This window comes from Mesorhizobium salmacidum (SeqCode) (assembly GCF_037179605.1).
In the GTDB taxonomy this organism is placed as follows: domain Bacteria; phylum Pseudomonadota; class Alphaproteobacteria; order Rhizobiales; family Rhizobiaceae; genus Mesorhizobium; species Mesorhizobium salmacidum.
Map to the genome: position 1 here is coordinate 22,059 of NZ_JAPYKS010000011.1, position 24,152 is coordinate 46,210.

Below are 24,152 nucleotides of genomic sequence, written 5' to 3' on the forward strand. Positions count from 1 at the left end.
CATGGCCAGCACCATAGCTTGAATGTTGTTGCGTGGAGTCTGCGATGGGGCGACGGATCGTGTTTGCTGTGCTGGGCCTGATCGCCGTCCTCGCACTGGCCTCCGTATTGGGTCCACGCGTACCCGTCGACACCACGATCCGTTTCGATCCTTCCGTCATCGGTGACGACCCACAGGCCTATGTGGCAAAGGTTGAAGCCGCCATGCCCGGTATTCGCGACGGGCTGGAGAAGGAGATCGTCTGGGCGAACCCGATGGTGCACGCCAAGACGCCGCTGTCGATCGTCTATATCCATGGCTTTTCCGCATCGAAGGGCGAGGTCCGGCCCTTGCCCGACGACGTTGCCGACCAGCTCGACGCCAACCTGTTCTACACCCGCCTCACCGGTCACGGGCAGGACGGCGCGGCGATGACGCAAGGCAGTGTCAATGCCTGGATCAACGACTATGAGGAGGCGCTCGCCATCGGCCGGGCGATCGGCGACAAGGTGATCGTCATCTCAACGTCGACCGGCGGCTCGCTGGCGGCCTGGGCGGCGACGCGGGCCGGTGCATCCGAGGGCGTGGCGGCCATTGCATTCATCTCGCCCAATTTCGGCGTGAAGGCATCCGGCGCCGAGGTCCTGACCATGCCATGGGGAAAGCAGATCGCCGAACTCGTCGCCGGCAGGGAACGCAGCTTCGCGCCGCGCAACGCGCTGCATGAGAAATTCTGGACCACCAGATATCCGATCGCAGCGACAATGCCGATGCAGGCCCTGACGGAGCTAGCCTATGGCGCGCCCGTGGAGAAGGCGACCATCCCGGCTTTGTTCGTCTTCTCGGATTTGGACAGAGTGGTGCGGGCCGACCGTACCCGCGAAATCGCCGCGCGCTGGGGTGGCCCGCATGAGCTGGTCCCCATCGAAAGCAGTGGCGATCCCGACAATCATGTCATCGCCGGCGACGCGCTGTCGCCATCCACCACGGCTTTCCTGGCGCAACGGATTGCTGTCTGGGTCGAGGCGGTGGCGAAGTAAGGTTCGGAGACGAAAAGGGCTGATGAAGCATTGCTTCATCAGCCCTTTTCTTTGTTGGTCAGTCACCAGCCAACCACCAAGGGTTGGCCAACTGCATAAGGCGTATTAAGCAGCTCGCGCCGCCGGACGCTTGCCGCCGAAGCGGCGCTTGTTGTTGCCCTTGAAGGGCTTGGCGCCTTCGGGCTTGCGTTCGCCGGCAAAGGCTGGCTTGTCGCCGAAACGCTTGTTGCCGAAGCCGTTGTTCTGCTTCTTCTCGCCGCCCGGTCGCCGGCCGTCGCGACGCCCATTGCGGTCGCTGCGATCATTGGCGGGTTCGAAGCGCTCGTTCTTTTCCGCCGGATTGCGTGCCGGATCGGGGCTGCCGAGATGGTCGGCAACAACAGGCAGCTTGGTGCGGATGATCCGCTCGACCTGGCGCAGCTTGCTGTTCTCCGAAGGATCGCAAAGCGTGATCGCGATGCCATCCATCCCGTTGCGACCGGTGCGGCCGATGCGGTGGACGTAGCTTTCAGCCTCGTCCGGCAGGTCGAAATTCACGACATGGCTGATGCCGGGCACGTCGATGCCGCGCGCGGCGATGTCGGTCGCGACCAGGATGCGCACCGAACCGTCGCGGAAATCATTCAGCGCCTTCTGACGGGCATTCTGCGACTTGTTGCCGTGGATAACGGCGGCCTTGAAGCCGTCGCGCTCGAGGTCCTTGGTCACCCGGTCCGCACCATGTTTGGTACGCGAAAAGATGATGACGGACTTCATCGCCTCATCGGCGAGCATCGTCGACAACACCTGGCGCTTCTGCTTGGTGCGGGCGAAGACGACGCCCTGGACGATTTCGGCGGCCGCGGTGCTTTGCGGCGAGACTTCGACACGGACAGGGTTCTTCAGGAGGCCCTTGGCGAGTTCAGCGATCTCGTCCGGCATGGTGGCCGAGAAGAGCGCCGTCTGGCGATCGGGCGCGGTCGCCTTGGCAATGCGCTTGACGTCGTTGATGAAGCCCATGTCGAGCATGCGATCGCCCTCGTCCAGCACCAGCCATTTGGTGTCGGAGAGGATGAGGTCGCCCTCGCGCACGAGGTCGGTCAAGCGACCGGGCGTGGCGATGAGGATATCGACGCCGGGAGCAACCTTCTTCACCTGGCTGAAGCGCGAGACGCCGCCCAGCACGAGCGCCGTCGAGACATGCGCGCCCTTGGCGAGGATCTTGATGGTGTCCTCGATCTGCACCGCGAGTTCGCGGGTCGGCGCCAGGATCAGCGCGCGGGTCGTCTTGGCGCGCCGCTTGGTGCCGAGCGCGATGATCTTCGATAGGATCGGCAGCGCAAAGGCCGCGGTTTTGCCGGAGCCGGTCTGCGCGATGCCGAAAATGTCACGGCCTTCCAGCTGCGGCGGGATGGCCTGCATCTGGATCGGCTTCGGTTCGGCGAAGCCGGCATTGTGGGTGGCCTTGAGCAGCGCACCCGTAATTCCCAGCGCCGCGAAACCGGAAAGTTCCGCTGTATCGTTGCCGGGCAAAGTGTTTTCGTTGGTCAAAATAATCTTCTTTCACGCGGCCTCTGGCCGCAAACGTCAATCGCGGCAGGGCGCAACCTGCCTTCGAAAATTTGATATGAAACGACAAGGCGGGCGGACGTGTGCGTCCACTCGGCTGCGCTGTCGTGCCCGCAGGCATCATGCCACGGGGCTTTTTCGCCACTTTGTGATGTACCGGAAAGAGGGGCCGATATACCGGAAAGAGGGAAAACAGACGCAACCAGTCTCATTTGTCGAGAAGGCCGAAATCTCCCGGCCCAAGCGCCTATGGGTTGCATATGGCTGAGTTCGCCCCGGAATGCAAGAGGCGCGATGTTGCGGTGCAGCAAAAACCAGCCAAAAGCCGACGCTTGCGCTCCTCGACGGGCATCATTACCACAAACGCAGCTTCCGTTTTCTGGGGACCGAGCGATGAAAGACGTGCTGAAGGAACTCGAGCGGCGGCGTGACATCGCCCGCATGGGTGGCGGCCAGGCCCGCATCGACGCCCAGCACAAGAAGGGCAAGCTCACAGCGCGCGAACGCATCGAGGTGTTCCTCGATGAGAGTTCTTTCGAGGAGTTCGACATGTATGTCGAGCACCGCTCGACCGACTTCGGCATGGAGAAGACCAAGATCGCCGGCGATGGCGTCGTCACGGGTTGGGGCACGGTCAACGGCCGTCCGGTCTATCTCTTCGCCAAGGATTTCACCGTGTTCGGCGGTTCGCTGTCGGAAGCCCATGCCGAAAAGGTCATCAAGGTGCAGGAGATGGCGCTGCGCAATCGCGCGCCGATCATCGGCCTCTACGATGCCGGAGGCGCGCGCATCCAGGAAGGCGTCGCCGCACTCGGCGGCTACGCCGAGATATTCCAGCGCAATGTGCTCGCTTCGGGTGTCATTCCGCAGATCTCCGTCATCATGGGCCCTTGTGCCGGCGGTGACGTCTATTCGCCCGCCATGACCGATTTCATCTTCATGGTGCGCGATACCTCCTACATGTTTGTCACCGGGCCGGATGTGGTGAAGACCGTGACCAACGAGACGGTGACCGCCGAGAGCCTCGGCGGCGCTTCCGTCCACACGACGAAATCCTCGATCGCCGACGGCGCCTATGACAATGACGTCGAAGCACTCTTGCAGATGCGCCGGCTGGTCGACCTGTTGCCAGCTTCCAACACGTCGGAGCTCCCCGAGATCGAATGCTACCAGTCGGTCAGCGACCATGACATGTCGCTCGACCGGCTGATCCCCGACAATGCCAACAAGCCTTACGACATCAAGGAGCTGATCCTGAAGGTCGCCGATGAGGGTGATTTCTTCGAGATCCAGCAGAGTTTTGCGAAGAACATCGTCACCGGTTTTGGCCGGGTCGAGGGCCGCACGGTCGGCTTTGTCGCCAACCAGCCAATGGTGCTGGCGGGCGTGCTCGATTCCGACGCCAGCCGCAAGGCGGCGCGCTTCGTACGTTTCTGCGACTGCTTTTCAATCCCCATCGTCACCTTCGTCGATGTTCCCGGTTTTCTGCCCGGCACGGCGCAGGAGTATGGCGGCCTGATCAAGCATGGCGCCAAGCTGCTTTTCGCCTATGCCGAGGCGACCGTGCCGAAGATCACCGTCATCACCCGCAAGGCCTATGGCGGCGCCTACGACGTCATGGCGTCGAAGCATCTGCGCGGCGACATGAACTATGCCTGGCCGACGGCGCAGATCGCCGTTATGGGGGCGAGAGGCGCGGTCGAGATCATCTACCGCAAGGACATCGGCGATGCCGAGAAAATCGCTGCCCATACAAAGGCTTACGAGGACCGCTTCCTGTCGCCGTTCGTAGCCGCCGAGCGCGGCTATGTCGACGAGGTGATCATGCCGCACTCGACCCGCCGCCGTATCGCCCGGGCGCTTCGCATGCTGCGCAACAAGGATATGCAGAACCCCTGGAAGAAGCACGACAACATTCCGCTGTGAGCTGGTGTACGGGCATCGCGGTTGATCAGCGCCCGCCTCCGGCAGCCACCAGTTCGCGCAGCACCGGCACCATTGCCAGCGGCAAATCCTCGGCGATCAGCCCCGGCCCGAACCGACTGCCGGTCTCGGCATGGATCCAGACCGCCGCGCAGGCCGCTTCGAAGGCCGGCATGCCTTGGGCAAGCAGTCCGGCCGTGATGCCGGACAACACATCGCCCGACCCTGCGGTGGCAAGCCAGGCCGCGCCATTGGAATTGATCGCTGCCCTGCCGTCCGGAGCGGCGATCACCGTATCGGCGCCCTTGTAGGCGATGACGGCATTGGCGCGCGCTGCCGCCGCGCGTGCCTTGTCAAGCTTCGATGAGGCATTGTCATCGGCGATGCCAGGAAACAGCCTGGCGAACTCCCCTTCATGCGGTGTCATCACCAGCGCGGGCGCGTCCGGCCCGCGGGCGGCTTCGAACAAGACATCCGGCGCCTCACGAAACGAAGTGATCGCGTCGGCGTCGAAGACCAGCCCGGCAATTCCAGTGGACGCGGCCGCTGGCTTGCCCGACGCGAGTAGCGCAAGCGCGAACGCCTGGGTTTTTTCACCGACGCCGAAGCCTGGCCCGAGAACAAAGGCCGATGGCCGGCGCTCCTCGACAAATGCCTTAATGTCGGCAGCGTCGTCGGCCCTGCGCAGCATGATCGAGGTCAGGTGCGCGGCATTGACCTGCATGGCGTTGCCCGGCGACAGGACCGTCACCGCCCCTGCCCCGCTTCGGGCAGCGCCAAGTGCAGAGAGCCGCGCCGCGCCGGTGGCATTGGGGCCACCGGAAAAGACGCCGACATGGCCGCGCTTGTATTTGTGCGCGTCGACGGCCGTCACCGGCAAATCGCGCAACCAAAGCGCTGGTCCGTTCTCGAACGTCCGGGGCTGGAGCGTTGCAATGATCTCCGCCCCGATGCCGATATCGGCAAGCACGATCTCGCCGCATCGCTCCCGGCCGGGCAGGAGCAGATGGCCGGGCTTCTTGCGCGCAAAGGTCACTGTGAGCTCGGCTGAAAACGACGTGCCGAGCACCTTGCCGCTGTCGCCGGAAATGCCGGAAGGCAGGTCGACCGCGACAACCGGCAGATGCAGGTCTGTGACCAGATCGACCGTCCTGGCGGCCTCGCCGGACAGCGGCTTGGACAGCCCTGCCCCGTAAAGCGCATCGACCACGATCGAGCCGGAACCGGCATCAAAGTCCGATAGCGGCCGGGGCTTGATTGGGCATTCGGCGGCGGCGAGTGCCGCATCGCTATGCGGCTTCGGCGGGGCAGACGCCCAGACCGTGGTGGCGACGCCACTGCCGGCAAGGATTAGGGCAACGACATAACCGTCGCCACCATTGTTGCCCGGGCCGCACAACACATGGACGTGCGCCGCCGCGGGATAGCGCCTGAGCACTTCGGCCGCGACGGCTTGCCCGGCACGTCGCATCAATCCAATGCCGCCGGTTGGACCTGCTGCAATTGTCAGCCGATCCGCCTCGCCCATCTCGGCGGAAGTAAGAAGTTCGTGGCTCATGGATTGCCGATCCGCATTCGATCAAGCATTGTCCAGTTTTCGGCTCGACGCAAACGGGGAGGAGCTGGCGCTGTCATGACCATGTCGATCGGCGCAAGGATCGCAGGCACCAAGCTGCGCACCAGATGAGCAATTTGCCCAGATATTGGGCAGACATGCACAGGAGTGCCGGATAGGCTACAGCCATTCATGCCGCTTCCAATGCAGCGCATGACGCGAATTTGCATCTGGGGGTGACATAGCTTTGAAATCGTATGACACCGCTTCTGTTCCCTCCGACTGGCACAGTTCGTGCTTGATTGAGGCGCAAGCGGGGGCTCACAACCCGTTTTTTTGGCAGTGGAGGCCACTTTTTACATGAAAAAGATCGAAGCGATCATCAAGCCATTCAAGCTGGACGAAGTGAAGGAAGCGCTTCAGGAGGCCGGACTGCAAGGCATCACCGTAACCGAGGCCAAGGGGTTCGGGCGCCAGAAGGGTCACACGGAACTCTACCGCGGCGCCGAATATGTCGTCGACTTCCTGCCCAAGGTGAAGATCGAGGTCGTGCTCGGCGACGATGCCGTGGAAGGCGCGATCGAGGCCATCCGCAAGGCGGCCCAGACCGGCCGCATCGGCGACGGCAAGATCTTCGTCTCCAACATCGAGGAAGTCGTGCGCATCCGCACCGGCGAAACCGGAATGGACGCGGTTTGATCCGAGCCGGCCATCCTCTAAGACCGGCCATCCTCTAAGAAACGTCATCCATCAAAAAACGTCAGCACACAGGGATACATGACATGACGACAGCCAAAGACATCATGAAGCAGATCAAGGACAACGACGTGAAATTCGTCGACCTGCGCTTCACCGACCCGAAGGGCAAGCTGCAGCACGTGACGATGGATGTTGTCGAGGTCGAGGAAGACATGTTTGCCGACGGTGTCATGTTCGACGGCTCCTCGATCGCCGGCTGGAAGGCCATCAATGAGTCCGATATGGTGCTGATGCCCGATCCGGACACGGTCCACATGGATCCGTTCTTCGCGCAGTCGACCATGGTCATCCTGTGCGACATCCTCGATCCGGTCTCGGGCGAATCCTACAACCGCGATCCGCGCGGCACGGCCAAGAAGGCCGAGGCCTACATGAAGTCGGAAGGCATCGGCGACACCATCTATGTCGGCCCGGAAGCCGAGTTCTTCGTGTTCGACGACGTCAAGTACAAGGCCGATCCCTATAACACCGGCTTCAAGCTGGATTCGACCGAACTGCCCTCGAACGACGACACCGATTACGAGACCGGCAATCTCGGTCACCGCCCGCGCATCAAGGGCGGCTATTTCCCGGTGCCGCCGATCGATTCGGCACAGGACATGCGCTCCGAAATGCTGACGGTGCTCGCCGAAATGGGCGTGCGCGTCGAAAAGCATCACCATGAGGTGGCCGCCGCCCAGCACGAACTCGGCATCAAGTTCGACACGCTGGTCCGCAACGCCGACAAGATGCTGATCTACAAGTACGTCGTGCACCAGGTCGCCAACGCCTATGGCAAGACGGCCACGTTCATGCCGAAGCCGATCTTCGGCGACAACGGCTCGGGCATGCACGTTCATCAGTCGATCTGGAAGGGCGGCAAGCCAACTTTCGCCGGCAATGAGTATGCCGGTCTTTCGGAGAGCTGCCTGTTCTACATCGGCGGCATCATCAAGCATGCCAAGGCGATCAATGCCTTCACCAACCCGCTGACCAACTCCTACAAGCGACTGGTGCCGGGCTACGAGGCGCCGGTGCTGCTCGCCTATTCGGCGCGCAACCGTTCGGCGTCCTGCCGCATCCCGTTCGGCAGTTCACCGAAAGCCAAGCGCGTCGAAGTCCGCTTCCCGGATCCGGGCGCGAACCCCTATCTCGCTTTCGCCGCCATGCTGATGGCCGGCCTCGACGGCATCAAGAACAAGATCCACCCGGGACAGCCGATGGACAAGGATCTCTACGACCTGCCGCCGAAGGAGCTGAAGAAGATCCCGACCGTCTGCGGTTCGCTGCGCGAAGCGCTCCAGAGCCTCGACAAGGATCGCGGCTTCCTGAAGGCCGGCGGCGTCTTCGACGACGACCAGATCGACAGCTATATCGAGCTCAAGATGGCCGAAGTGATGCGCTTCGAAATGACCCCGCATCCGGTCGAATACGACATGTACTATTCGGTCTAAGATTCCGTTCGGATAGTGTTTCGAAGCCCTTGAAGGATTTCCCCCTTCAAGGGCTTTTTTGCTGATCCAAGGAGGACGCATCTCAGCTCGGGCAGCCGGCCCTCTTGGCCGCCGCAGAAGACCTCGGATTGGGTGGCAAAAAACCCGTTCGAGCACGTTGGCGGATGGCCTTTCGGGACGCAATCGAACGCCAGGAGCGAGCGGCGCACTGCCTCAGGCTGCAATACCCGCTCGTCCGGCGCCCCGCCAATGCCGTCGTTCACGAAACCCCGCCCCGTTCGAACAGCATCGCTTTGGCGTAACCCCCAAGGCGACGAATACGCATGCCGCGGCGTGGCCTGTCAACGCCGCCTGCCGGAGGCACAAATCGCCGATTTCGATGCATGAACAGTGGCTTATATAAAGGATCGGTGGTGTACGGACGAGCTGAAACAGGCTGTTTTCCGGGCTTTTTCAATGAAACTCGGAAATGCACGAGACGAGTGGCGGCAAGGGGCGTCAACCAAAGCCTCTCGTTCGGCTAAAATTGCCCGTCCCTTTTCAACCTGACTTTTTTTGGGGGAATTCGCCGTTCCGGCAAAAAGGCCCGGGCGTTTCCGCCCGGGCCTTTTCCACAATGACCATCCCCGTGCAGCGCGGAGCTGACCACGCCGCAAAGAGAATCAGGCAGCGGCCGAAACCTCTGCGCTCGCCGGCACCGAAGCGATCGTCTTCAGGATCTGCGAGGCGATCTGGTAGGGGTCGCCCTGAGAATTCGGACGGCGGTCTTCCAGATAGCCCTTGTAGTCGTTCTTGACGAACGAATGCGGGACGCGGATCGAGGCGCCGCGATCGGCGATGCCATAGCTGAACCTGTTCCACGGCGCTGTCTCGTGCTTGCCGGTCAAACGTTTGTCGTTGTCCGGGCCGTAGACGGCGATGTGGTCCGTCAGGTTCTTGTCGAAGGCCGCCATCAGCGCTTCGAAATAGGCCTTGCCGCCGACTTCACGCATATAAGACGTCGAGAAATTGGCATGCATGCCCGAGCCGTTCCAGTCGGTGTCGCCGAGCGGCTTGCAGTGGTATTCGATGTCGATGCCGTACTTCTCGGTCAGGCGCTGCATCAGATAGCGGGCCATCCACATCTGGTCAGCGGCCTTCTTGGAGCCCTTGCCGAAAATCTGGAATTCCCATTGGCCCTTGGCCACTTCGGCATTGATGCCTTCGTGGTTGATGCCGGCCGCGAGGCAGAGATCAAGATGTTCCTCGACGATCTGGCGCGCAACGGAGCCGACATTCGAATAGCCGACGCCGGTGTAGTACGGGCCCTGCGGCGCCGGATAGCCGCTTTCGGGGAAGCCGAGCGGACGGCCATCCTTGTAGAAGAAATACTCCTGCTCGAAGCCGAACCAGGCGCCTTCGTCGTCGAGGATGGTGGCGCGCTTGTTGGATGCATGCGGCGTAACGCCGTCGGGCATCATGACTTCGCACATGACGAGCACGCCGTTGGTGCGGGCCGGATCGGGATAGACGGCGACCGGCTTCAGCACGCAATCGGAGCTATGCCCCTCGGCCTGCTGCGTCGAGGACCCGTCAAAACCCCACAGCGGCAGCTGATCGAGCGTCGGGAACTCGGCGAATTCCTTGATCTGCGTCTTGCCGCGAAGATTGGGGACCGGGGTGTATCCATCGAGCCAGATATACTCGAGCTTGTATTTGGTCATTCTAGAGCCTCTCGTTGCTTGGACACCGCAAGCAGGCGATGTCGATGCATGGCCGAAACAGGCCGGCCTGCCGATGGTTAAAAAGCAATTCGTATGCCACTCGGCCTCCGACGGGTGCGGCAAAATGGTCATGCCAAGGCTTTGATTTTGCTGAGCCGTCTCAGCAATGCGTCAAGATCGGCCAAACGGCAATACTGCTTAAATCATAGGCAAATCATGATCTTTTCCTGAGCATATTGCCTAAATGAATCGCAGAACCTATTTTGATGAGAACTGAATCGGCAAGCTTCTGAAAAAGCAGGGAGACCGGCAATGCAAGTCACGCAATCGCGTCCGTCGGCAAAAATCCTGATGTTCCCGCTGGCACCGCGCAAGTCTGCCTTAAATTTAGGCGCCAAGGCCAAATTCGCGGCAGAGCTTGCCGCGCTTCGCGGCGAGCACGCCGATTCCGATGGCTGGTATCACGAGGCCGCCGTCGAGGAAGAAAACCCGCAACGGAAGAGCTGAAGCCCTCCACGTCGATCTCACATGAAAAAGCCCGGCGCGATCGCTCGCGCCGGGCTTTTCGTTCGTATCGGCCGATCGGCTACTCCTTGGCGTGCAGGTCGGTACCGAGCGTATCCTTGACGAAGATCATGCCGATGATCAGCGTCATTGCCGCGATTACCACCGGATACCAGAGGCCATAGTAGATATCGCCCTTGTAGGCGCTGAGCGCGAACACCGTCGCCGGCAGCAGGCCGCCGAACCAGCCATTGCCGATGTGGTAGGGCAATGACATGCCAGTGTAGCGAATGCGAGTCGGGAACATCTCGACAAGGATCGCCGCGATCGGCCCGTAGACCATGGTCACGAACAGCACCAGGATGAACAGGATACCGATTGTCATCGGCCAATTCACCGCCGCCGGATCGGCGAACATGGCGAAGGCGCCGCCGCCCGGTATGTTGTAGACGGTGACCTCGGGTGCGCCCGCTGCCTCCTCGGTAGTCAAGAGCTTGTCCTTGACCGCCTGATCAATCGGCACAGTCGCCTTCTCACCGGCACGGATCGCGGCGGCGTCCAGCTTCAGTTCCGGGTTGGCGGCAACAAACGCATCGAGTTTCTGGTCCGCAACCTTGATCGCCGCACGCTTCAGCGGATAACCGCCGTCCCGCAGGGACATGTTGACAGCCTTGGCGAAGGCCGCGTCCTTGGCCTTGGCCTGATCGCCGGCGGCGACCGCGTCGTAGGACGCCACCGTCTCTGTACCAATCTTGACTGACGCGGCCGTCCCGGGCGCGGCCGTAGACACCACATCGTACGGAACTGAGTTCTTGGTCAGGAACGAAGTCGCGATGTCGCAGGACGTCGTGAATTTCGCGGTTCCGACCGGATTGAACTGGAACCTGCAGTCGCCGGGTGCCGCCGTCACAGTTGCCCGAGTGCTCTGCTGTGCCTTGGCGAGCGCCGGATTGGCGGCCCAGGTCAATGCCTTGAACAGCGGGAAGGTGCAGACTATGGCAAGCGCCAGGCCAGCCATGATGATCGGCTTGCGGCCGATCTTGTCGGAGAGCCAGCCGAACACGACGAAGAAGATCGAGCCGAGCGCCAGCGCGACGGCGATCATGATGTTGACCGACTGCGCGTCGACCTTCAGCACGTTTTGCAGGAAGAACAGCGCGTAGAACTGGCCATTGTACCAGACGACGGCCTGACCGGCGGTGAGGCCGAGCAGCGCCAGGAGAGCGATCTTCGCGTTTTTCCACTGACCAAAGGCTTCCGAGAGCGGCGCCTTGGAGCCCTTGCCCTCGTCCTTCATCTTCTGGAAGGTCGGGGACTCCGAGAGAGACAACCGGATCCAGATCGAAATGGCGAGCAGCAGGAAAGAGACGATGAAAGGAATGCGCCAACCCCAGGCGGCGTAGCTCTCCTTGCTCAGCGATCCCTGCACAATCAGGATGACGATCAGCGACAGGAACAGGCCGAGCGTCGCTGTCGTCTGGATCCAAGAGGTGTAAAAGCCGCGGCGGTCATCGGGCGCGTGCTCGGCGACATAGGTCGCCGCACCACCATATTCGCCGCCCAGCGCCAAACCCTGCAGCATGCGCAGGACAATCAGGATCACCGGAGCAGCGATGCCCAGGGTTGCATAGCCGGGCAACAGGCCGACCAGGAAGGTCGACAGGCCCATGATCGTCATGGTGACCAGGAATGTGTATTTGCGGCCGACGAGGTCGCCGATGCGACCGAACAGCAGCGCGCCGAACGGGCGCACCAGGAAACCTGCGGCAAAGGCCAGCAGCGCGAAGATGTTGCGCGTTGCCTCGGGAATCGTCGGACTGAAAAAGGTCGAGCCAATGAAAGCCGCCAGCGAGCCGTAGAGATAGAAATCATACCATTCGAAAACGGTGCCGAGCGAGGAAGCGAAGATGACTTTCTTCTCCTCCCGCGTCATGCCCCGGCTCCTTCCGCCGGCGGTCGATGCCATTGCCATTGAGTTATCCTCCCGTGAGACCCAGTCCTAGATGCTGTGCGCCAACGTCCGCGTTCTCCTCCGAACGCGGACTCAAAAGCGCAGCCAGCACATGAAAAATGGCAGAAAGCACCGGGGAAAGGCACCGCGACGATGGGATTATGACTTTCGTATTAGGTGCAATGCGAAGGCGGAGCAAAGCGCTCATGCCCGCAGCGCTTCGAGCAAGCTGACAGCGGCCATCATGTCTCGTTTGCGGGCGGCACGACGCCCGACTGCTTCGGCGTCCTGTCCCCAATGCGCGATCTGCCAGTCCTCGTCGACATGGCCGGCGGCCCAGGCCTCCTCGCCGTCGAGCTCGCCGAAATCGACCGCCAACGCCAGCAATGCCGAGCCGGTCAGCGATGTCATGACATGAATGGCGGCCAGGCGCAGCGGCTCGGTGCGCTGCGCCAGGTGGCTGCCCAGCACGGCAATGGTTTCGCGCGGCTGCTCGACATGGATGATACCCTCGGCAAGGTTGAAGCGAACCCCAAGCGCGGCGCGTGCCCAGTCGATGACGGGATCCCACTGTTCGTTCTGCCGCTCGACCAGCCCTTGCGGGGCATCGGCGCGGTAACAGAGCAGATCCGACGAGGCAAAACGCAGAATGTCTTCCAGCACCGCCTGCGGATCGCTGGCCACGCCATCGATGGCGGTGTTGACCAGCCGCATCACCGGCATTGTCACCGGATTGATCGTCTCGCCCTGTTCCGCGAACTCGCCGGCAACCAGCGCCGCGGCCGCTTCAGTCGGCAGCACCAGCAGCGCCTTGCCGGGCGTGCGCACCGGCCTGCCGTCGAGTTGCACGGCAAAACCAGCTTCCACCGGCACGACCGAGACCTCCTTGTAGAAGCGCTTGGGCAGCGGCGTCTTCATCTGGATCTGGGCGCGACGTACCGGATCCGGATCGGAAAGATACTTGCCCGCTTCAAGGTCGTTGAGGATGTCACGCATGAAGTCTCTTTCTCACACCGGTGTCAGCTTGCGTGCCGGCCGGTTGACGATGATCAGCCCCGCCGCAATCAAGCCAAGTGCCAGAAAAATGCGAATGGTCAGCGGCTCGTTCAAGATGATCGCACCGCATAAAACACCGAAGACCGGCGACAGGAAGGTGAAGCTCGACAGGCCGGAGGCCGGATAGCGGCGCAGCAGCCAGAACCACAGCACGTATGTAAAGGCGACGATATAGATTGCCTGGAAAAGCAGCGCCAATGTCGGCAGCAAGGCTGGATCGCGAACGGGTGGGCCCGCGAGAGGCAATACCAACACGCCAACGATCGCCGCGCCGGCGAGTTGATAGAGCAGCAGCTTCTCCGCGCTTGCCTCGACCAGTTTCGATCGTTTGATGAGGATGTTGGTCAGGGCCCAGAAAAACCCGGAACCAAGGCTCAGGAGATCGCCGAACAGCATGTCTCCGCTACCGCCGAGCTTGTCGGAAAAAACGGTGGCGAGACCCGCGAAAGCCAACAGCAGGCCAAGAAACTTGCGCGTGGTGATCTGTTCGCCGAGCAGAAAGTGGCCGCCGATCAGCATCCAGAACGGCATTGAGTTGACCAGCAGCGTGTTGCGGGCAACGGTGGTGTGCTCCAGCCCGACATAGAGGCAAAGGAACTCGACGCCGAAAAGCACGCCGACCGCGATGCCGGCCAGCAATGTCCCATCCCTGGTGAACAGCGCAATGCCGCGCCAGCGGCACCAGAGGAAGACGCAGAAGCCGCCGATGACCGAGCGTGCGATTGACAGGAAGACGGGGTCGTAGCCGGCGTAGGAGATCTTGGCGGCGACGTAGTTCAGGCCCCAGGAGAAGGTCAGCCCGACCATGATGGCGGCGGCGGCCATATCGACCGTATCGCGCCGATCGAGCGCGTCGGTGGCGCCGCTCACGGTCAATCCTCCGCGCTGGCGTCGTCGAAGCCGATCAGGTTCCAGCTCTGGCGCATGTGCGGCGGCATCGGCGCGGTGACGTCGATGACGCCCTTGTCCGGGTGCGGGATAATGATGCGGCGCGCGTGCAGGTGCAGGCGGTTTTGAATGCCGCCGGGAAAATCCCAGTTGGTGTCGGCTTCGAAGTATTTCGGGTCGCCGATGATCGGGCAGCCGATATAGGCGGCATGGACGCGGAGCTGGTGGGTGCGGCCCGTATAGGGCTCCATCTCCAGCCAGGTCATGGTCTGCGCCGCCTGCTCGATGATGCGGTAGTAGGACACGGCATGGTCGGCGCCCTTTTCACCATGCGCGGCCACGCGCACGCGGTCGCCATCCTCTGTCGGCTCCTTGATCAGCCAGGTCGAGATCTTGTCCTCGCGCTTGGGCGGCACGCCTTTGACCAACGCCCAGTAGGTCTTCTTGGTTTCTCGCGCCCGGAACGCCTCGGAGAGCTTCATGGCGGCAAGCCTGGTACGGGCGACAACCAGTACGCCCGACGTATCGCGGTCGAGCCGATGCACCAGCCGCGGCTTCTCGCCCTTCTGGCTGCGCCAGGCTTCCAGCATGTCGTCGACATTGCGCGTGACGCCGGAGCCGCCCTGAACCGCGAGGCCCGCCGGCTTGTTGAAGACGAAGACTTTCGGGTCCTCATGGAGCAGCATCTTGGCGAGCACATCCGCGTCGCCCTGGTTGCGGATCGAGTGGCCCGTGAGCGCGCTCTCGCCCTTCTTGTCCACCTCGAGCGGCGGCACACGCACCATCTGGCCCGGCTCGACGCGGGTGTCGGCCTTGACCCGGCCGCCATCGACGCGGATCTGGCCGGAGCGCAGCAGCTTCTGCAGATGGCCGAAGCCAAGTCCCGGGAAATGCGTCTTGAACCAGCGATCGAGCCGCATGCCCGCCTCGCCGGCCTCCACCGTGATCTGTTCAACGCCTGCCATAGTTCCAATCGCCGTTTCGCCGGATGCAACCGTATTCGCCGCGTCCGCAACCTTACACGCTAGAGACACTGGACCCGTCGTCCGGATCCATTGCAGGTCACTCGTTCTCGGTTCCATATTGCAGAACCTGAACTTTCTCCAGTGTGATCAGGCCGCTTGTCATGATTGTTTCAAGCGCGGGCAGGAAAGCAGCTATCTTTTCCTCGCCGTCGACGATCTCGATCACTAGCGGGAGATCCTCCGACAGACGGAGGATTTTCGTGGTGTGGAGTCGGCTGGAATGGCCGAACCCCATCGCGCCGCGCAGGACGGTCGCACCGGCAATCTGCATTTCGCGGGCCTTGAGCACGATTGCTTCATACAGCGGGTGGCCATCCGCCCTGTCGTTCTCGCCGATGAATATGCGCAGCAATTGCGCCTGCCTTGGTATCTTCATTGCCCGGATCCTCTCAGTCGGTTGAGGCGCATTGCAAAGATGTGGCCAAGCCAGACGGCGGCAAGCCACGCTATCACGGAGATAGCGATGTTGAGCCCCGCCGCCACAAACCTTCCATTCTGCACCAGGGTGAGGGTTTCAAGGCTGAACGCCGAAAAGGTCGTCAGGCCTCCGCAGAAGCCGACCATGAAGAACTGGCGCTGCAGCGGGCTGGCAAAGACGCGGCCGTCGGGGCCTGTCAGCGTCGCGTAGAAACCGATGAGGAAGGAGCCGACAATATTCACGAGGAGCGTGCCGAAGGGAAATCCATTGCCCCACAGCGCGGTACTCGCCAATGAGGCAAGCGCCCGCAACACGCCGCCGATCATGCTGCCGGCAGCCACGGTCGCATAGGTACGAACCGTTTCACTCGTTTTGCGCCAGCCAATACGGCGCGCGGCTAACCTTGCCGCAGCGAGATCCGACCCGCCGGAGCCGAGCTTCTGCCGACCGCTCACAGCGTCCCGCCACCGATCAAAAGACTTGCCGCGGCAAAGCCCAGCGCCACGCCGCCAAGGCTCAGAAAGACCGAAAGCACCATATTGCCACCGGCGCGTAGCCATTCGCCCTCGCGCGCCAGCGCCAGCGTCTGCAGGCTGAAGGACGAAACCGTGGTATAGCAGCCGAGGCAGCCGGTAACGGCAAAGGCCCAAATAGCAGGCATCGCATCGCGCGCCACCGCATGCGCGATGACGCCGATCGCAAAGGCTCCCGAGACGTTGACGACCATCGTCCCCCAGGGAAAAGTCTCGCCGACCCGGCGGGCGACGAAGCCGGACAGGAAAAAGCGGGCCATTCCGCCGAGCGTGCCGCCGAGACAAACAAGCAATAGATACATCGCGATCCCTCTTGCCGGTCACTAGGAAGTCGTCAGGCAGTTCCAGCCTTCTTGGTCTTGGTCGAACCGATCATCTTCCAGTTCTTGTAGAACATCGAATTGATGCGCTCGACGCTCACCGAGACGATGGCGAGCATGCCGGCGATCAGGCGAGGCACCGGGGACGGCCTGATAATATCCATGAACACGCAGTAGCGGCGGCCGTCATATTCGTTGACCGAGCGATGCAGCAGCGTGTCGTCGAAAATGAACTGCGGATTGTCGTACCAGTAGTTCTTGACGTTGCCGCATTCGACGAAAATCTCAGCTTTCACCGGGATCAGATTGTAGAGGATGCGCAGGCTGAGCCGCAGCGGCCCGAAATGCCAGGAGGTCGATTCGCGCTTGCTGAAGACGGAAACGGCGATCGTCTTGATGTATTTGAAATCCTTGTTGAATTCCTCGACATTGTCTATCCTGTGCTTGCCGTACCACTGGTAGACATACATGCCGCGCCGGCCGGCGCCGAAATTGGCGTCGATATCGGCGATGATCTCATCCTTGCGCGCCTTGAACACATTAAGGACCTCGTTGACCTCACGCTGATAGTCGGCGGGAAACTGCTCCAGCTTCCACACGCCCGGATTTCTGTAGCACAGAAGATCGACCAGCAGGTTGAAGGGTGAGAGCAACCAGGTGAAAAGCCCGTTGCCAAGGAAGTAGCCGCTGAACAGCGCCAGATCCTTCCTGTCGTTGCGCAGCACATCGATCAGACCACAGACGATGAAGATCGTCGTCAGGATCGGTATGAAATAGAAGCCAAGGGCAAGAATCGGGATGGCAATAGCGAATTTGCGAAGCGATTTGCGAAGGGTTTTTGTCATTTTTCCACGCGCGATGCGCGATCCTGTTGCGAATGAGGTGCCCAAATCATGGCAACGGCCACCGCCCGACCGTGCGCCTTGATAAGGTTTTTTGGGTCACCGCACAACGGCCATGGTATCCGGCCGGGCTGGCTGCCTGGTGGAGCCTGCCGGGCTGTCAATGCACCGCCGGCAAGCCAAGCTCGTCCCATTTGTCCCTGGCCACGGGATCGCCGACCAGGAACTCAAAGCCAATGACGCTTTCGCCGTCCTGTGCGAGCTGACATTTGAACTTCAGACTGTACCAGTTTTTGCGGCTGCGAAAAGCCGCACCATCAGCGGCGATCGTCGTGCCGGTGATCTTTTCCTCGGCGGTTGCGTAGGGCACCACCCGCTCCGGCTGGAAACCCGCATGCCATTGGCGGATCTGATCCATGGCCTCCAGATTGCAAAGCTGTACCATCCCCTCGTCGGATGCTAAGACCTTGAGATCGGCGCGCGCCTGCCTGCTGCGCGGATCGGCCAGGGTCTTGGCCGACAGCATCCGCGTCGGGCGAATCATGGCAGGCGCGGCGGGCGGTTGAGTTTTGGGCGGGTTCGAAGCAGGCGGTGGCTCTGCCGCCCTCGCCTCCGGCACCGCCGCAGCGGCGGAGGCCGGCGGCGGTCTCGCCGATGCCTCGAACTGTTCAGGCGCCAGGATGTCGACCGACACCCGCTCTTCCTCCAGCCGGTTCGGCCGCTTCGGCAACGGCATCAATGCCAGTGTCGCGGCGAACAGTGTATGGAGGACGACCGAAGTTGAAATGCCCCAGGGCGAAGCCTCGTCCCGAAGCGTGACGACCACCGGGCGACGCAAACCGGCTATTCCCGCTCTTTGCGCAGCTTTGCCCAGTAGTCGAGCCGCTTTCTAATATCGCGCTCGAAACCACGCTCGGGCGGATCGTAAAAGGTCTGTCGACCCATCTTTTCGGGAAAATAGTCCTGGCCTGAAAAGGCGTCCGGCTCATCATGGTCGTAACGGTAGCCGGCGCCGTAGTCCTCCTCTTTCATCAGCTTGGTCGGTGCGTTGAGGATATGCTTGGGCGGCAGCAGTGAGCCATGTTCCTTCGCGGCCCGCGTGGCTGCCTTGAAGGCCGTATAGACGGCGTTGGATTTGGGCGCGGTGGCGAGATAAACGGTGGCCTCGGCGAAAGCGAGTTCGCCCTCCGGAGAACCGAGATAGTCATAGGCATCCTTGGCGGCATTGGCGATGACCAGTGCCTGCGGATCGGCAAGCCCGATGTCTTCCATCGCCATGCGCACCAGCCGGCGGCCGAGATAGAGCGGATCCTCGCCGGCATCGAACATGCGCGCGAGATAGTAGAGTGCGGCATCCGGATCCGAGCCGCGCACCGACTTGTGCAGCGCCGAGATCAGGTTGTAATGGCCATCCTGGCCCTTGTCGTAGATCGGCGCACGGCGCTGGACGATGCGCTGCAGCCCTTCGGGATCGAATATCTCGCCAGGCTTGGCGGCACGCCAGACTTCCTCGGCCAGCGTCAGCGATGCGCGCCCGTCGCCATCGCTCATGCGGATGAGCATCGCCCGCGCCTCGTCATCGAGCGGCAGTGCCCTGCCCTCTGTCTCCTCCGCCCGCGTCATCAGCTTGGCGATACTGTCTTCGCCGAGCGAATGGAAGACCATGACCCGCGCGCGCGATAACAAGGCCGCGTTGAGTTCGAAGGACGGGTTTTCGGTTGTGGCGCCGACCAGGACGACCGTCCCATCCTCCATGACGGGGAGAAAAGAATCCTGCTGGGCACGGTTGAAGCGGTGGATCTCGTCAACGAAAAGCAGGGTTTGGCGGCCGTTGGCGCGGCGCAACTTGGCCGCCTCGAACACTTTCTTCAGATCGGCGACGCCGGAAAAGACGGCCGATATCTGCTCGAAGGCAAGGCTGGTCTCGCCGGCGAGCAGCCTCGCCACCGTGGTCTTGCCGGTGCCGGGCGGCCCCCAGAAGATCATCGAGCCCAGCGAACCGGAGCCGATCAGCCGGGTCAGCGCGCCATCGGGGCCCGTCAAATGCTCCTGGCCGACGACCTCGCCAAGGTTCTTCGGACGCAACCTGTCGGCCAGCGGCCGCCCGGGCGGCACCTTATCCGGTTCGTCGACGCTGAACAGATCGGCCATGCACTTCCTCAGAGCAATTCCGGGAAAAGCGTGAAGCCTTTTCCGTCCGGAATTGCGTCAAAACAAGGAGATAGAGCGGATCGGCGTTTCGGCAAAACGCCGATCTGCTTTAAGTTTGGAGCGCGATCCCATCAGGGGTCGAACTCAGTAACGCAACACCTGGCGCAGTATCTGCCCACCGCGCTCGACGGTAAAGCGCCACCAGCGCGTATCCTGCTGGGCTACCTGCGCCAACATTGCGGCGGTGTCGATGCTGGTGCCGTTGACCTCGCGCACGATGTCGCCCGGCTGGAAACCGAAATCGGCGGCCGGCGAATCACGGTTGATGTCGATCACGGTCACGCCCTTGAGATCGGTGCGCAGGCCGAGCTTCTGGGCAAGCCGCGGCGACAGTTCCGAGACCTTGGCGCCCGAGAACGGGCTGCGGCCATGCAGCGTCACTTCCGAGGCTTTTGCACCCTCCGGCGCGCGCTCCAGCGCGATGTCCATCGCCGCCTGCTGGCCCTTGGTCAGGATCGCGAAATTCGCCTTGGTGCCGATCGACAGCGTCGCCATGCGATAGTCCAGCGCCTCGATGCTCTCGACCGGCTTGCCGTTGATCTGCAGCACGACATCGCCCGGCTTCAGCCCTGCCTTGCCGGCGGGACCCGTCGCGTCGACCGAGGAGACCAGCGCCCCGATTGGCTTTTCCATGCCGAGCGATTCGGCGATCTGCGGCGTCACCGCTTCGAATTCGGCGCCGATATAGGGCCGTTCGAAGAAATCGAGGCCGGCCTTGGCGGCATCGGCGAAAGCCCGCACCATATTGGCGGGGATGGCAAACCCGATACCGATCGAGCCGCCGCTGCGGCTGTAGATGGCGGTGTTGATGCCGACAAGCTGGCCGCCCATATTGATCAGCGCACCGCCGGAATTGCCCGGATTGATGGCGGCATCGGTCTGGATGAAATAGCCGGAGTCCGAAACGCCGATATGGCTGCGCGCAAGGGCGGAAACGATACCGCTGGTGGTGGTCTGGCCGACGCCGAAGGGATTGCCGATGGCCAGCACCAGGTCGCCGACCTCGAGCGCGTCGGAATCGCCGATGGCGATGACCGGAAACGGCTTGTCGGACTCGATCTTGAGCACGGCCAGATCGAGCGTTTCGTCCTTGAGCATCACCTTGCTGGTGAATTCGCGGCCGTCGGCGGTCGCCACCTTGACCTCGTCGGCGTCCTTGATGACATGGAAGTTGGTGACGATGACACCGCTCGGATCGACCAGCACGCCCGAGCCCAGCGAAGACTGCGCACGCGGCTGGGCGCGGCCGAAAAACTCCTCGAAGAAGGGATCGCCTTCGAAAGGCGAGGTCACCTTGGCCGTCTGCGAGGCATAGACATTGACCACCGCCGGCGCCGTCTGCTTGACCAGCGGCGCGAAGGAAAGCTGGACCTCCTCGCGGCCGAACGGCACGCGCTTGTCCGGGCCGGAAGTGGCATTCTCGCCTTCGACGCCATGCAACAAGTCGGTCAGTACATCGGAGAGCCCCGGATCGGCTGGCTTGGCGGCGTCCTCGGCCAGCGCCTGCCGGACTGCCGGTGCGGCTGCGAACACCATGAAGGCGCAGAGCAGAACAAGGGACAGTTTTTTGGCGCGCATTGCGAATCCTCCAAGCGAGTTCGGGCGCATTGTCCCGACGAATGTGCAAAATGAAAGGCTAAGCCGCTGAAATCCGATTATTTTCGCGGCAATCAATATTTTTGGGTACGCCTTTGCGCGCGGAATATGAAAAAGGGGCCCGCAGGCCCCTTTAAATCAATCTGGAAAGACGAAACCTTATGCGGCTGCGGCTTCGTCCGTGCCTTCGGCTTCGATGCGGGCGCGGTCGCCGGCGCCCTTGGCCGAGGTGTCGCGGTCGACGAACTCGATGACCGCCATCGCGGCATTGTCGCCGTGACGGAAGCCGGCCTTCATGATACGCAAATAGCCGCCGTTGCGGGTGGCGTAGCGCGGGGCGATGGTATCGAACAGGCGCTTGACGACGCCTTCATTGCCGATCTGCGCGATCACCTGGCGGCGGGCGTGCAGGTCGCCGCGCTTGCCGAGCGTCACCAGCTTCTCGACGATGGGACGCAGGTCCTTCGCCTTCGGCAAGGTGGTGACGATCTGCTCGTGCTCGAGCAGCGATACCGCCAGGTTGGCGAACATCGACTTGCGGTGGCTTATGCTGCGGGCGAAGCGGCGGCCTTTGAAACCGTGGCGCATGGCTCTTTTCCTTCTTCAGTTGTTCAAGAGGCCACGGCCTCTGATGGTTTTCCGCACGACCGTCGGATCGAGCGGCTCACGCCGCCGATCCTTGGAGTTCATGCTCAATATTGGTCTTCGTAACGCTTTGCGAGGTCTTCGATGTTTTCCGGCGGCCAGTCCGGCACTTCCATACCGAGGTGCAGGCCCATCGCCGCCAGAACTTCCTTGATCTCGTTCAGCGACTTGCGGCCGAAGTTCGGGGTGCGCAGCATCTCGGCTTCGGTCTTCTGGATGAGATCGCCGATGTAGACGATATTGTCGTTCTTCAGGCAATTGGCCGAACGCACCGAAAGCTCGAGTTCGTCGACCTTCTTGAGCAGCGCCGGATTGAAGGCGAGCTCGGTGACGGCTTCCGCGGCGACTTCCTTCTGCGGCTCGTCGAAGTTGACGAACAGGCCAAGCTGGTCCTGCAGGATGCGGGCGGCGAAAGCCACCGCATCCTCGCCCGAGATCGAACCGTCGGTCTCGATGGTCATGGTCAGCTTGTCATAGTCGAGAACCTGGCCCTCGCGGGTGTTCTCGACCTTGTAGGAGACCTTCTTGACCGGCGAATACAAGCTATCGACCGGGATCAGGCCGATCGGCGCGTCTTCGGCGCGGTTGCGCTCCGCAGGCACATAGCCCTTGCCCGTGTCGACGGTGAATTCCATGCGGATTTCAGCGCCTTCGTCCAGCGTGCAGATGACGTGGTCGGGGTTGAGTATCTCGACATCGCCAACCGTCTGGATGTCGCCGGCCAGAACCGCGCCCGGGCCCTGCTTGCGCACGACCATGCGCTTGGGGCCATCGCCTTCCATGCGGATGGCGATTTCCTTGATATTCAAGACGATGTCGGTCACGTCCTCGCGCACGCCGGCGATGGACGAGAATTCATGCAGAACACCGTCGATCTGCACGGCGGTGACAGCCGCACCGCGCAGCGAAGACAGGAGCACGCGGCGCAGCGCGTTGCCGAGCGTCAGGCCAAAGCCGCGCTCGAGCGGCTCGGCGACCAGCGTGGTCAGCGTCTTCTTCTTCGACGAGAACTCGATCTTGTTCGGCTTGATCAGTTCCTGCCAATTTTTCTGGATCATGATGCTTTCCTTCCGTTGACCCGCCACCATCCAATCGTGGCGGGCGACCTGGAATACCGCGGAGGAGCGCCCTGGGCGCTCACGCGGCGTTCGATAAATTGCTTAGACGCGGCGCTTCTTGCGCGGGCGGCAGCCATTGTGCGGGATCGGCGTCACATCACGGATCGAGGTGATGGTGAAGCCGGCCGCCTGCAGGGCCCGCAGCGCCGATTCACGACCGGAGCCCGGTCCGCAGACCTCGACTTCGAGCATGCGCATGCCGTGTTCCTGGGCCTTCTTGGCAACGTCCTCGGCAGCCATCTGGGCGGCGAACGGGGTCGACTTGCGCGAACCCTTGAAGCCCTGGGCACCAGCCGACGACCAGGCGATCGAATTGCCCTGCGCGTCGGTGATGGTGATCATCGTGTTGTTGAAGGTCGAATTGACGTGGGCAACGCCCGACGAGATGTTCTTGCGTTCGCGGCGGCGAACACGTGCGGCTTCCTTGGCCATGGTAGTCCTTTCAGTTGATCTCTACACCGCCGTAATGCCAGCGGCTCCACCTGGAAAAGTGAATAGTGAATTGGTGAGTAGTGACGAGGTGCAGGCGTTAACGCCGGTTCTCACTACTCACTAACAGCTACTCACTCCCAATTACTTCTTCTTGCCGGCGATCGACTTGGCCGGGCCCTTGCGGGTACGTGCATTGGTGTGCGTGCGCTGACCGCGAACCGGCAGCGAGCGGCGGTGACGCAGGCCGCGGTAGCAGCCGAGATCCATCAGACGCTTGATGTTCATCGACACTTCGCGGCGCAGGTCGCCTTCGACCTGGTAATCGCGGTCGATGGTCTCGCGGATCTGCAGCACTTCCGCGTCGGTCAGCTGGTTGACGCGGCGCTCGGCCGGGATGCCGACCTTGTCGACGATTTCCTGGGCGAACTTCTTGCCAATGCCGTGAATGTACTGAAGCGCGATGACGACGCGCTTGTTGGTCGGAATGTTGACGCCGGCTATACGAGCCATGTTCTTCTCTTCTCCATATGGGCCGGTCAACCCTCAAAAAGGCAGATCCGGCGCTATCCACATTGCCCCGCGTCCGGTGGAGGCCGGCCCTTGCGGGAGTTTCCAGTTCAAAGCGACTGCCTTGCCCTTGCGGACAAGCAAAGTGCGCACCTGATAGGAAGAC

General features: G+C 62.0%; 23 protein-coding genes. 5 read left to right on the plus strand and 18 right to left on the minus strand.

The genetic code is table 11. From position 1 onward, the window contains the following. The first annotated feature begins 44 nt into the window (after positions 1–44). The gene (locus O7A60_RS16195; RefSeq protein WP_337107148.1) at positions 45–1,019 is read left to right on the plus strand and encodes an alpha/beta hydrolase; all 975 of its coding nucleotides are present in this window, start codon (positions 45–47) and stop codon (positions 1,017–1,019) included. A gap of 105 nt (positions 1,020–1,124) precedes the next feature. Here O7A60_RS16195 and O7A60_RS16200 read toward each other — a convergent pair whose 3' ends face one another. Then, the gene (locus tag O7A60_RS16200) at positions 1,125–2,549 is read right to left on the minus strand and encodes a DEAD/DEAH box helicase (protein WP_140505234.1); all 1,425 of its coding nucleotides are present in this window, start codon (positions 2,547–2,549) and stop codon (positions 1,125–1,127) included. Positions 2,550–2,960: 411 nt separating this feature from the next. Between O7A60_RS16200 and O7A60_RS16205 the strand changes: the two genes are divergently transcribed. Continuing rightward, on the plus strand, positions 2,961–4,493 hold the full coding sequence (locus tag O7A60_RS16205) for an acyl-CoA carboxylase subunit beta (protein ID WP_337107149.1): 1,533 nt from the start codon (positions 2,961–2,963) through the stop codon (positions 4,491–4,493). Between the two features lie 25 nt (positions 4,494–4,518). On the opposite strand, the gene O7A60_RS16210 is transcribed toward O7A60_RS16205, so the two are convergent. Beyond that, positions 4,519–6,048, minus strand: a complete 1,530-nt coding sequence (locus O7A60_RS16210) for an NAD(P)H-hydrate dehydratase (RefSeq protein WP_337107150.1) — start codon at positions 6,046–6,048, stop codon at positions 4,519–4,521. A gap of 357 nt (positions 6,049–6,405) precedes the next feature. On the opposite strand from O7A60_RS16210, the gene O7A60_RS16215 reads away from it, so the two are divergent. Together O7A60_RS16215 and glnA are read left to right on the plus strand one after the other, a co-directional pair. Beyond that, a complete protein-coding gene (locus tag O7A60_RS16215) occupies positions 6,406–6,744 on the plus strand; it encodes a P-II family nitrogen regulator (RefSeq protein WP_006205430.1) in 339 nt (112 codons plus the stop codon). Positions 6,745–6,827: 83 nt separating this feature from the next. Next, entirely contained in the window at positions 6,828–8,237 is a 1,410-nt protein-coding gene (glnA, locus tag O7A60_RS16220) for a type I glutamate--ammonia ligase (protein ID WP_015317961.1), read from the plus strand. Between the two features lie 662 nt (positions 8,238–8,899). Here glnA and O7A60_RS16225 read toward each other — a convergent pair. Next, positions 8,900–9,940 (minus strand): glutamine synthetase beta-grasp domain-containing protein, encoded by a 1,041-nt coding sequence (locus O7A60_RS16225; protein WP_337107151.1) that lies wholly within the window; start codon positions 9,938–9,940, stop codon positions 8,900–8,902. A 312-nt stretch (positions 9,941–10,252) separates the two neighbouring features. Here O7A60_RS16225 and O7A60_RS16230 point away from each other — a divergent pair, with 312 nt between their 5' ends. Continuing rightward, entirely contained in the window at positions 10,253–10,447 is a 195-nt protein-coding gene (locus O7A60_RS16230) for a DUF2735 domain-containing protein (protein ID WP_337107152.1), read from the plus strand. Positions 10,448–10,526: 79 nt separating this feature from the next. On the opposite strand, the gene O7A60_RS16235 is transcribed toward O7A60_RS16230, so the two are convergent. The 15 genes from O7A60_RS16235 to rpsM form a co-directional block, all read right to left on the minus strand. Continuing rightward, positions 10,527–12,416: an MFS transporter gene (locus O7A60_RS16235; protein ID WP_337107153.1), complete on the minus strand. Its 1,890-nt coding sequence runs from the start codon at positions 12,414–12,416 to the stop codon at positions 10,527–10,529. 183 nt (positions 12,417–12,599) lie between these two features. Next, positions 12,600–13,391, minus strand: coding sequence for an ATP12 family chaperone protein (locus O7A60_RS16240; protein WP_337107154.1), 792 nt, complete (start codon positions 13,389–13,391; stop codon positions 12,600–12,602). A 12-nt stretch (positions 13,392–13,403) separates the two neighbouring features. Continuing rightward, positions 13,404–14,276, minus strand: coding sequence for a DMT family transporter (locus tag O7A60_RS16245; protein ID WP_337107255.1), 873 nt, complete (start codon positions 14,274–14,276; stop codon positions 13,404–13,406). A gap of 47 nt (positions 14,277–14,323) precedes the next feature. Beyond that, the gene (locus O7A60_RS16250; RefSeq protein WP_140505223.1) at positions 14,324–15,304 is read right to left on the minus strand and encodes an RluA family pseudouridine synthase; all 981 of its coding nucleotides are present in this window, start codon (positions 15,302–15,304) and stop codon (positions 14,324–14,326) included. Between the two features lie 97 nt (positions 15,305–15,401). Continuing rightward, on the minus strand, positions 15,402–15,740 hold the full coding sequence (locus O7A60_RS16255; RefSeq protein WP_337107155.1) for a DUF190 domain-containing protein: 339 nt from the start codon (positions 15,738–15,740) through the stop codon (positions 15,402–15,404). Continuing rightward, the gene (crcB, locus tag O7A60_RS16260; protein WP_415926826.1) at positions 15,737–16,108 is read right to left on the minus strand and encodes a fluoride efflux transporter CrcB; all 372 of its coding nucleotides are present in this window, start codon (positions 16,106–16,108) and stop codon (positions 15,737–15,739) included. Before crcB (O7A60_RS16260) ends, O7A60_RS16255 begins: the two co-directional genes overlap by 4 nt. Before the next feature lie 125 nt (positions 16,109–16,233). Next, positions 16,234–16,617, minus strand: coding sequence for a fluoride efflux transporter CrcB (crcB, locus tag O7A60_RS16265; protein WP_337107156.1), 384 nt, complete (start codon positions 16,615–16,617; stop codon positions 16,234–16,236). Between the two features lie 32 nt (positions 16,618–16,649). Beyond that, positions 16,650–17,480, minus strand: a complete 831-nt coding sequence (locus tag O7A60_RS16270; RefSeq protein WP_337107157.1) for an aspartyl/asparaginyl beta-hydroxylase domain-containing protein — start codon at positions 17,478–17,480, stop codon at positions 16,650–16,652. Between the two features lie 157 nt (positions 17,481–17,637). Further along, positions 17,638–18,171 (minus strand): DUF930 domain-containing protein, encoded by a 534-nt coding sequence (locus tag O7A60_RS16275; RefSeq protein ID WP_337107158.1) that lies wholly within the window; start codon positions 18,169–18,171, stop codon positions 17,638–17,640. Positions 18,172–18,320: 149 nt separating this feature from the next. Continuing rightward, the gene (locus tag O7A60_RS16280) at positions 18,321–19,628 is read right to left on the minus strand and encodes a replication-associated recombination protein A (protein ID WP_140752473.1); all 1,308 of its coding nucleotides are present in this window, start codon (positions 19,626–19,628) and stop codon (positions 18,321–18,323) included. Between the two features lie 144 nt (positions 19,629–19,772). Continuing rightward, positions 19,773–21,266 carry a DegQ family serine endoprotease gene (locus tag O7A60_RS16285; protein WP_337107159.1) on the minus strand — a complete coding sequence of 498 codons (1,494 nt, stop codon included), beginning with the start codon at positions 21,264–21,266 and terminating at the stop codon, positions 19,773–19,775. 177 nt (positions 21,267–21,443) lie between these two features. Then, positions 21,444–21,872, minus strand: a complete 429-nt coding sequence (gene rplQ / locus O7A60_RS16290; RefSeq protein WP_027145580.1) for a 50S ribosomal protein L17 — start codon at positions 21,870–21,872, stop codon at positions 21,444–21,446. A gap of 104 nt (positions 21,873–21,976) precedes the next feature. Beyond that, entirely contained in the window at positions 21,977–22,987 is a 1,011-nt protein-coding gene (locus O7A60_RS16295) for a DNA-directed RNA polymerase subunit alpha (protein ID WP_006205443.1), read from the minus strand. 102 nt (positions 22,988–23,089) lie between these two features. Continuing rightward, on the minus strand, positions 23,090–23,479 hold the full coding sequence (gene rpsK, locus O7A60_RS16300) for a 30S ribosomal protein S11 (RefSeq protein ID WP_006205444.1): 390 nt from the start codon (positions 23,477–23,479) through the stop codon (positions 23,090–23,092). Positions 23,480–23,620: 141 nt separating this feature from the next. Further along, entirely contained in the window at positions 23,621–23,989 is a 369-nt protein-coding gene (rpsM, locus tag O7A60_RS16305) for a 30S ribosomal protein S13 (protein ID WP_006205445.1), read from the minus strand. Positions 23,990–24,152: the final 163 nt, after the last annotated feature.